This window comes from Xenorhabdus entomophaga (assembly GCF_037996725.1).
GTDB classification, from domain to species: Bacteria; Pseudomonadota; Gammaproteobacteria; order Enterobacterales; family Enterobacteriaceae; genus Xenorhabdus; species Xenorhabdus khoisanae.
On sequence record NZ_JBBMXH010000135.1, the window covers coordinates 1 to 9,078 of the forward strand.

Sequence of the window (9,078 nt, forward strand, 5' to 3'; positions counted from 1 at the left end):
TGCTTTCTCATACGTTGGGCATTTTTGCCAATTTTAAACAAGGTAAAAGTCAACGCGACTGGCTTCAACAAGCCAACGTCATAGGATGTTAAAGTCGAGCATCGCGTTAAAGTACTTCTGGATCAGGTCGGAAGCTCTTTTACTTTTATATAAAAGGTTCTGTTTCTATGAAGAATACCAAAAAATTATTTTTATCTGTTTCTCTTTTTGGCGCTTTGCTTCTTAGTGGCTGTGCCAGCGTACCCCTTGCAACTGAACAAGAAGCAGTAAAAGCTAAAAGTTTCTCTGCTCCAGAGCAGGGCAGATCTGGTTTATATATCTACCGCGATAGTTTTGTCGGTAAGTCTCTTAAAAAAGATATTTATGTTGATGGGAAGTGTATTGGAGAAACAGCGGATAAAACTTTTTTCTACACACAGGTATCAGGTGACCAAAACCATAAAATATCTACCGAATCAGAATTCTCCCCTAATGACCTGCATATTTTTACTGAATCTGGAAAAAATTACTTCATAAGACAATACATAAAAATGGGAGTTTTTGTTGGTGGTGCCGGTTTGAGTGTGTCACCAGAGGACGAAGGAAAAAAGGTAATATCTAAGGCAGATGTTCATCTTGCAAAGGAAGGGCATTGTGATAGCTGATTTTTGGCATAACGACACGATGCCAAGTTAACAGCAGTATCTGAGAATGTTAGTGCTTATGTTTTATGTAATCAAATTTTAGTTTAGAGGTGGCCTGATTAAACGGCCACTTCTATAAGAATTCAGGAGCCAGTTCAGCCTTCGTGCAAACCACACTCACGCTTCAGGCCAAAAAAGCGGGTTTGTTCTTCACTCATGCCCGGTTCCCATTTTTGCGTCGTATGGGTATCCCCCACAGAGAAATAGCCTTCTTCCCACAATGGATGGTACTCAAGGCCATGTTGAGTCAGGTATTGGTGTACACGGCGGTTATCCCAATCAATAATTGGCAGGATTTTGAAAACACCTCGCTGAATTGCCAGTACAGGCAAATTAGCACGGCTTTCTGATTGCTGACGACGCAAACCGGCAAACCAACTCTGTGCTTTCAATTCTTTCAACGCACGGTTCATCGGCTCAACTTTATTGATTTGGTTATAACGCTCAATGCCTTCTATTCCCTGTTCCCACAGTTTGCCATAGCGCGTTTCTTGCCAAACCGGAGAGTGCTCTGCACGAAAAATATTCAAGTTCAGGTTGAGTTTTTCGGTCAGTCTATCGATAAATTGATAAGTTTCGGGAAATAAATACCCCGTGTCGGTAAGCACGACGGGAATATCAGGGTACTCCCGTGTCACAAGATGTAAGCAAACGGCTGCCTGAATACCAAAACTAGAGGAAAGCACAAATTCGCCGGGCAAATGTTCCAGTGCCCATTTCACGCGCTCATGAGCATCCAGCAATTCCAGTTGTTGATTAATATCAGCCAATGCTGTGATTTGCTGTTCTAGAGTTAGTACCGTCAGCTCTGGGAGATTCAATCGGCTCATACAGCCTCCTGCCAGTCATAAAAATCGACGGCTGAATTCAGTACCGGCTTAATGATATCGGCGCGGATCAGGAAGTCACCAAAACATTCATTGGCAAGACGCTCTGATGCCCAACGACTAATTAATGTATCCAGTATCTCAATGATCTCTGCTGATGTGATATTTTCCCTGTACATGCGGGGAATTCGGTTACCAATGCGGTTTCCTCCCAAATGCAGGTTATAACGATCAAGCGCTTTACCCACCAGCCCTATTTCTGCCAGCATTGCCCTGCCGCATCCATTAGGGCAGCCAGTGACACGCAAAATGATCTCTTCATCAGCGACACCGTGCTTTTCCATCAATCCATCAATATGGTCAACAAAAGCCGGCAAGAAACGTTCAGCTTCGGCCATTGCCAATGGACAAGTCGGAAATGAAACGCAGGCCATAGAGTGATGACGCAAGGTCGTCACACCATCATCAATTAAGCCATGAGCGCGGGCAATTTGTTCAATCCGCGATTTTTCACTTTCCGGTATGCCCGCCACAATCAGGTTTTGATTGGCAGTCAGGCGAAAATCGCCTTGATGGATTTTTGCAATCTCTGCGATCCCTGTTTTTAACGGTTTCTCAGGATAATCCAGTAAACGACCATTTTCGATAAATAAGGTTAAGTGCCATTGATCATCAATGCCTTTTAACCAGCCAATCTGATCGCCCCGACGGGTGAATTCATAGGATCGGACAGCTTCAAATTTCACACCAGCACGCTTTTCAACTTCCTGTTTGAACATTTCTACACCCACGCGCTCAAGGGTATATTTGGTTTTGGCATTTTTACGCTCAGTTCGGTTGCCCCAATCTCGCTGGGTTGTCACGATGGCTTCTGCAATCTCCAATGTATGCTCTAGGGGAATGTAACCAAATTCACTCGCCAAACGGGGAAATGTTTTCTTATCACCGTGAGTCATGGCTAATCCACCACCTACCAACACATTAAAGCCGATCAGCTGATCATTTTCCGCAATAGCAACAAAGTTCATATCGTTGGCATGCAGATCAACGTCATTTTGTGGCGGGATCACTACTGATGTTTTGAATTTACGAGGCAAATAAGTCTTGCCAAGGATCGGCTCTTCATCAGTTGTCGCAATTTTTTCTTTATCCAGCCAGATTTCAGCATACGCGTTAGTCCGTGGCAGCAGATGTTCCGATATCTTTTTAGCCCATTCATAAGCCTGTTGGTGTAAAACAGATTGCACGGGATTGGATGTGCACAGCACATTGCGATTAACGTCGTTGGCTGTCGCCAGTGAATCCAGCCCCATCAATGCCAGCAGTTGATGCGCAGGTTTAAGATTATTTTTCAAAATGCCATGAAACTGAAACGTCTGCCGATTGGTCAATCGAATGCTACCGTACAGCGTATCTTCTGTCGCAAAACGATCAATGCCCAGCCATTGTTTGGGGGTAATAATCCCCCCCGGCAAACGACAACGCAGCATCATGGCATGGCGCGGTTCGAGTTTTTGTTCTGCGCGCTCAGCCCGGATATCACGATCATCTTGCTGATACATGCCGTGAAAGCGGATAAGCAGGAAATTATCTCCCTCAAACCCACCTGTCAGCCCATTTTTTAAATCCTCGCTGATGGTTCCCCGCAGGTAATTGCTGTCCAGCTTCATACGCTCACTATCTGCAAGTTTACCTTCAACGATCAAAGGCCCTTGTTTTTCTTTGCTCACATTGCTCATGTTAGTAAACATCTCTCTGATAACGACGCTCAAGGCGCAATTCACTCAAGAATTCATCAGCCTGCTCGGCATCCATGCCACCATGTTGTGAAATAATGTCCAATAGGGCTTGTTCTACGTCTTTTGCCATACGATTAGCATCGCCACAAACATACAGATGCGCACCATCCTGAATCCAACGCCAGACTTCTTCTCCTTGCTCATGTAGTTTGTCTTGTACATATACTTTATGTTGCTGATCCCGTGACCATGCCAAATCAATGCGAGTCAACAAACCATCTTTCACATAACGCTGGAATTCAACCTGATACAGAAAATCCTCAACAAAATGTGGATTGCCAAAAAACAGCCAGTTTTTACCTTCTGTCCCCTGACTATCACGCTCCTGCAAAAATGCCCTGAATGGAGCAATGCCCGTCCCCGGCCCGATCATAATGACAGGCGTGTTGGGATCAGCGGGCAAGCGAAAATTATTATTTTTTTCGATGAAAACGCGGATGCCGTCATCTTCCTGCAAGCGATCAGCCAAATAACCTGATGCACCTCCAGTACGTGCCCGCCCTTCTATGTCGTAGCGAACCACCCCTACGGTAATATGGACTTCATTTTCAACTTCAGATTGTGAAGAAGAGATGGAATAGAGCCGGGGTGTCAGCGGGCGCAGTAAATCAACAAATTGTTGAGCTTCAGGGTGTGCAGCAACGCTTCTGACCATATCCACAATCGGCGTTGCCTGAGCATATTGCTGCAATGCCTGTTTATCAGCCACTAATGCCAGCAGCTTTTCATCTTTCGCCAATGTGGCATACTTCTCAACAATTATGCCGGTGTTTTGAGTCAGCTCTATATGACTTATCAGAGCCTCACGCAGTGGAAGTAATTTGCCATTCACATTAACTTGTTCTGAACCTTCCAACCAAAGCAGGGCTATTAATTCATCCACCAAAGCGGGATCGTTTTCAAACCAAACGCCAAGAGCGTCTCCTGGTTGATAAGTCAGCCCTGAATCCCCCAAATCAATTTCAACGTGGCGAACATCTTTGTCAGAGCCACGTCCCGTGATTTTTTGGTTGGACAACAGCGATGCAGCCAAGGGAGCTTCCTTGGTATACGTCGCACTCACTGAATCCGTTTGTGCAGTTGATATCGCCTGAGTTGCAACAGACTGAACCGAGGTGGCTGATTTTGCCTGTACTGACAGGCGCTGTTGTAAAATATCTGTGATTTGGCAGTGCCATTGATCGGCCTGCTCTTGATACTCGACATCAGCATCAACACGATCCAATAAGCGCTGAGCGCCAAGCTCATTCAGGCGGTTATCAAAATCTTTTCCTGCCTGACAGAAATTTTCATACGAAGTGTCTCCCAAACCAAATACCGCATAAACCGTATCTTTCATTGATGGTGTTTTTTTGGAATAGAGATACTTATAGAGTGCTACCGCCTCTTCTGCTGGTTCACCTTCACCTTGCGTCGAAGCAATAATAATCAGTATCCGTTCTTGGGAAATTTGCTTAAACTTATAATCACCTGCGTTAATCAAATTCACATTGAGATTTGCAGCCAATAATGAATCTCTAAGTTGTTCAGCTAAACGACGGGCATTACCTGTTTGTGAAGCAGAAAGTAAGGTTACTGTTTCCTGCATAGATGCAGCGGGCGTCTCCACCTCAGTTTGTGGCTGGTGATTCACCATTCCCCAGAAATAGCCGGATAACCAAGCTAATTGGTGTGATGAAAAATCACTCGTTGCTGATTGCAGGCGTGATAGCTGTTCTGGAGAAACAGGTAATAATACAGTTGAAGGTGGTTTTGCGGTCATTGTCCAGTGCCCTTTGTTATAGCGAATATCCATGCCGGTAGAATAAATAAAGTACAGCAATCATAAACATGGATTAATTATCAGGTTATCCCAAAATAGGATGAGTAATTAAAGAAAGGATCGCAATATCTCATAACCAAAATGCCTAACTTTATTTACAGATTTAATATATCGATAAAGTTGTTAAGCGCTGTGTTTTATTCCTCCAGAAAAATCACGTTAAGCGCACAAAGTTCAGGTAGAATAGCCGGCCTTTTGAAATCGGGGAACGCATCATGATTACAACTATCTTTAAAGATTTTCAATTTGAAGCAGCGCATCATCTTCCACATGTTCCTGAGGGGCATAAATGTGGACGCCTGCATGGACATTCATTTATGGTACGCGTGGAGCTTACCGGAGAAGTCGATCCCCTCAGCGGCTGGCTTATGGACTTTGCCGATGTAAAAACGGCTTTTAAACCCATTTGGGAACAGCTTGATCACCACTATCTCAATGAAATTCCCGGGCTTGAAAATCCAACCAGCGAAGTCCTGGCCAAGTGGATATGGGGACGGCTGAAACCGACATTATCCCAACTCAGTGCCGTAATGGTGAAAGAAACCTGTAGCGCAGGTTGTATCTATCGAGGGGAGTAAGGATTCAGCACCAGAGTCTGGTGCTGAATGAATTTTAGGCGATATTTAAGTATTTATGAGTCTGCATCGAAAAACGCCAGTTTCGGGCAATACACGTTTCAATGCACAGGCGGGTCGCTTCTTCTTTCTGACTGATGGGTTGTAAAGCAATTATCGGGGCGGAACTGCCATCAAGCATCGTCAGCAATTCATCCAATGCTTCAATATCGCGCTCCCGCCCCACAGGATGTTTAATTTCATTTGCCCGTTTCATGGCCTCAGGCAAAACCCGATATCCACCACGCATTTTTACCTTCGGCGAAACCGTCACCCATGTTTTTTCAGAGCACTGAATTTCGTGTGTACCACTTGTCTCTATCTGGCATTGATAGCCTTCACTTTCCAGTGTTTCAGTCAGAGGACGCAGATCATATAAGCATGGTTCGCCTCCGGTAATCACGATATGACGCGCGCTGTAGCCTTGACGAGTGAATATGCCAAGTAGCTGCTTCGCTGTCGCCACGCCCCAGATATCGCTGTCTTGCGATTTCAGTAAGATGTTTTCCATAGGCTGCTGCTTATCAGCCTCTTTTTCCCATGTATGCTTGGTATCACACCAACTACACCCTACCGGGCATCCTTGCAAGCGAATGAAGACCGAAGGAACACCGGTAAACACCCCTTCTCCCTGTAAGGTTTGAAAGATTTCATTTATTGGGTAAATCATAAAAAAACTCTGGTTTTACTAAACTACCCGTTATTATTACAGATATCTATCCCGCGAACATCCATCTTTATGGTATGGTATTGGGTTGCTTTTGCTGGCATCTCAAGCCAGACAGGGCATCGTATGCCTAAAATACTCTCTGGCATGAAAGGATAGATGGGAATAACGAATGCAAAATAATGAAAATCAGCTTAAACAGGGCCTAAGCGTGCGGCACATCCGCTTTATGGCTTTAGGCTCTGCAATAGGCACGGGGCTGTTTTACGGCTCAGCAGCAGCGATTCAGCAAGCTGGCCCCGCTGTGTTGCTAGCCTATTTAATCGGCGGTGCTGCCGTATTTATTGTGATGAGAGCACTTGGCGAAATGGCCGTTCATCATCCCGTCTCCGGTTCTTTTTCACAATATGCCAGCCATTATCTGGGGCCTTTGGCCGGTTTTCTGACGGGTTGGATCTATATTCTTGAAATGCTCTTTGTTTGTCTGGCTGATATTACCGCATTCGGTACATATATGAAACTTTGGTTCCCTCATGTTGATCAGTGGATTTGGGTATTGGGAATTGTATGCTTTATTGGTGCCCTGAATCTATGCCATGTAAAGATTTTCGGTGAAATGGAATTCTGGCTTTCTATCATCAAAGTCACCGCCATCATTGCTATGATTGTAGGTGGTATTGCCATTATGTTTTACGGTTTCGGGCAAGCAACTGAACATGCTACCGGGTTTTCCAATTTATGGGAGCACGGCGGTTTTATGCCAAATGGCATCGGTGGGGTGATAGCGTCCTTTGCTATTGTGATGTTCGCCTTTGGTGGTATAGAAGTCATTGGCATCACCGCGAGTGAAGCGAAAAATCCCGAAAATACAATCCCTAAAGCAATCAATGCTGTTCCATTTCGTATTTTGATCTTCTATGTCCTGACCCTATGTATTCTGATGTGTATCTATCCATGGAATCAAATTGGTCAGGAAGGAAGCCCATTCGTACAAATTTTTTCCAATCTGGGAATTAATTCAGCCGCAAATATTCTGAATGTCGTAGTGATTACTGCGGCCATTTCCGCTATTAATAGTGATATTTTTGGTGCAGGCAGGATGATGTACGGTATGGCCCAAGAAGGACAAGCACCTAAGTCATTCAAGAAACTGACTCGCAATGGCGTGCCGTGGATGACTGTTCTTGTCATGATATCAATTCTGTTACTGGGCGTGGTTCTGAATTATCTTATCCCTGAAGAAATTTTCATTCTTATCGCCTCTGTCGCTACATTTGCAACGGTTTGGGTATGGTTGATGATCTTGCTTTCCCATGTTGCCATGCGCCGCAAAATGAGTGCGGAAGAAATCAAGACGTTAAAATTTCCAATTCCAATGTGGCCAATTGCCCCGGCTATTACGATCGTTTTCATGATCAGTATCATCGCATTGTTAGGTTATTTTGAGCAAACGAGAGATGCTTTATACGTTGGAATAGGTTGGGTAATTTTGCTCACGCTGGCCTACCTCTTTGGTGTGAAGAAGAAGCAATCGACAACACTCCCCTCCAATCAATAAATTAAAAAAAGCGTCGATAAATTCCGGCGCTTTTTTATTCCTCCAATCAATAACTACCTGTTATTTTCTTTATCAGTTATAGAGAGAAGTTCACAATCAATGGGTTGTGATCAGAAGCGACTGTCGTTAAAACTGTTGCGTTCAGGATTTTTAGTCCACGATAAAAGACGAAATCCAACGGCTTACCAAAAACAATCGTCCTGTGATCATCATCGAAATGCACTTCTTCAAGCTGCATACGATGAGCAAAACGCGCCAGAACTTTTAATCTCTGGCGACTCCACGCATTAAAGTCTCCGGCAAAAATAACGGGACCGTCATGCAGCCCTATGTGGATACCAAGATTGTCCAGCTGCCTGCGATAAACATCGACACCAAGACTGAAGTTAATAGCATGCACGTTTATCACCATCAATTGGCGTTCATCGGGTAATGGGTAAATCGTGATTAATGAAGACTTAGATAGCCTGAGTATGGGTTCTTTTTCGCGAAGTGGACAGCAATAAACAGGTGAAGAAGATGCCAATGTCATCACGCCCGATGGATGCTGAGGTATGGCAAATGCAGGAACTTGATCTGCAACCAAGCCGCTGGCTGTAATGAATTTCAATAAATCAGGGGTCGTTTGCGCTTCTTGCAATAAGATAAGATCGCTCTTCTCGGCTAAAGAAGTCAGGACACTTTTCCATAATGGGCGTTGCTGCTTATAGATATTCCAAATAGCGATAGAAAGTTCATTATTGCTGGCAAGAATCGGTTCCCCACGCGGCAACGCGGCTTCTGCTAATAGTTGTTTAGAAGTAGGAAAAACTTGTTCTACAGGCTGCCCCGCGACATATCGCATAGCATAATTTTTTTTCGCATACCTCATCCTCATATTTACAAGCTTTCTTTCATACAGCCTTCTCGCGTAGCTTTTTCTTTCCAAGCTTACCTCCGCCATACGCCACCTTATTCGCTACTTAATATGACATACACGTTATTGATTTCAATCTCCTATATACCAATCTAACTTGAAGATGCAGGTTTTAAAATCTGAAAATTGTCAGTCAGTCGAGTCGTCAATTCTTTCGCTTTTTCTGGCAACGTGACATGAAAAAAGTGACAA

The 9,078-nt window shown here is 44.3% G+C and carries 8 protein-coding genes; 3 read left to right on the plus strand and 5 right to left on the minus strand.

Translation table 11 applies throughout. The annotated features are described in order from the left end of the window. Positions 1-167 precede the first annotated feature (167 nt). Positions 168-644 (plus strand): DUF2846 domain-containing protein, encoded by a 477-nt coding sequence (locus AAC854_RS19895; protein ID WP_340618630.1) that lies wholly within the window; start codon positions 168-170, stop codon positions 642-644. Positions 645-778: 134 nt separating this feature from the next. On the opposite strand, the gene AAC854_RS19900 is transcribed toward AAC854_RS19895, so the two are convergent. The 3 genes from AAC854_RS19900 to cysJ are packed head-to-tail and all read right to left on the minus strand — an operon-like array spanning position 779 to position 5,071. Further along, complete coding sequence (locus AAC854_RS19900) at positions 779-1,513, minus strand: phosphoadenylyl-sulfate reductase (RefSeq protein ID WP_340618631.1); 735 nt, start codon at positions 1,511-1,513, stop codon at positions 779-781. After that, positions 1,510-3,249, minus strand: a complete 1,740-nt coding sequence (gene cysI, locus AAC854_RS19905) for an assimilatory sulfite reductase (NADPH) hemoprotein subunit (RefSeq protein ID WP_340618632.1) — start codon at positions 3,247-3,249, stop codon at positions 1,510-1,512. Before cysI ends, AAC854_RS19900 begins: the two co-directional genes overlap by 4 nt. A 1-nt stretch (position 3,250) precedes the next feature. Next, a complete protein-coding gene (gene cysJ, locus AAC854_RS19910; RefSeq protein WP_340618633.1) occupies positions 3,251-5,071 on the minus strand; it encodes an NADPH-dependent assimilatory sulfite reductase flavoprotein subunit in 1,821 nt (606 codons plus the stop codon). 275 nt (positions 5,072-5,346) lie between these two features. Here cysJ and queD point away from each other — a divergent pair, with 275 nt between their 5' ends. Next, positions 5,347-5,709, plus strand: a complete 363-nt coding sequence (gene queD / locus AAC854_RS19915; RefSeq protein WP_047964818.1) for a 6-carboxytetrahydropterin synthase QueD — start codon at positions 5,347-5,349, stop codon at positions 5,707-5,709. 34 nt (positions 5,710-5,743) lie between these two features. Here the strand turns inward: queD and queE are convergent, their stop codons facing one another. Next, positions 5,744-6,415: a 7-carboxy-7-deazaguanine synthase QueE gene (queE, locus tag AAC854_RS19920; RefSeq protein WP_340618634.1), complete on the minus strand. Its 672-nt coding sequence runs from the start codon at positions 6,413-6,415 to the stop codon at positions 5,744-5,746. A 169-nt stretch (positions 6,416-6,584) separates the two neighbouring features. Between queE and AAC854_RS19925 the strand changes: the two genes are divergently transcribed. After that, the gene (locus tag AAC854_RS19925; protein ID WP_340618635.1) at positions 6,585-7,970 is read left to right on the plus strand and encodes an amino acid permease; all 1,386 of its coding nucleotides are present in this window, start codon (positions 6,585-6,587) and stop codon (positions 7,968-7,970) included. Between the two features lie 76 nt (positions 7,971-8,046). Here AAC854_RS19925 and AAC854_RS19930 read toward each other — a convergent pair whose 3' ends face one another. Further along, positions 8,047-8,841: an endonuclease/exonuclease/phosphatase family protein gene (locus tag AAC854_RS19930; RefSeq protein WP_340618636.1), complete on the minus strand. Its 795-nt coding sequence runs from the start codon at positions 8,839-8,841 to the stop codon at positions 8,047-8,049. Positions 8,842-9,078: the final 237 nt, after the last annotated feature.

Bases quoted from the DNA above. Each gene is read 5' to 3' on its own strand.
- AAC854_RS19895 (WP_340618630.1), top strand. From the start codon at position 168: ATGAAGAATACCAAAAAATTATTTTTATCTGTTTCTCTTTTTGGCGCT.
- AAC854_RS19900 (WP_340618631.1), bottom strand. From the start codon at position 1,513: ATGAGCCGATTGAATCTCCCAGAGCTGACGGTACTAACTCTAGAACAG.
- cysI (WP_340618632.1), bottom strand. From the start codon at position 3,249: ATGAGCAATGTGAGCAAAGAAAAACAAGGGCCTTTGATCGTTGAAGGT.
- cysJ (WP_340618633.1), bottom strand. From the start codon at position 5,071: ATGACCGCAAAACCACCTTCAACTGTATTATTACCTGTTTCTCCAGAA.
- queD (WP_047964818.1), top strand. From the start codon at position 5,347: ATGATTACAACTATCTTTAAAGATTTTCAATTTGAAGCAGCGCATCAT.
- queE (WP_340618634.1), bottom strand. From the start codon at position 6,415: ATGATTTACCCAATAAATGAAATCTTTCAAACCTTACAGGGAGAAGGG.
- AAC854_RS19925 (WP_340618635.1), top strand. From the start codon at position 6,585: ATGCAAAATAATGAAAATCAGCTTAAACAGGGCCTAAGCGTGCGGCAC.
- AAC854_RS19930 (WP_340618636.1), bottom strand. From the start codon at position 8,841: ATGAGGTATGCGAAAAAAAATTATGCTATGCGATATGTCGCGGGGCAG.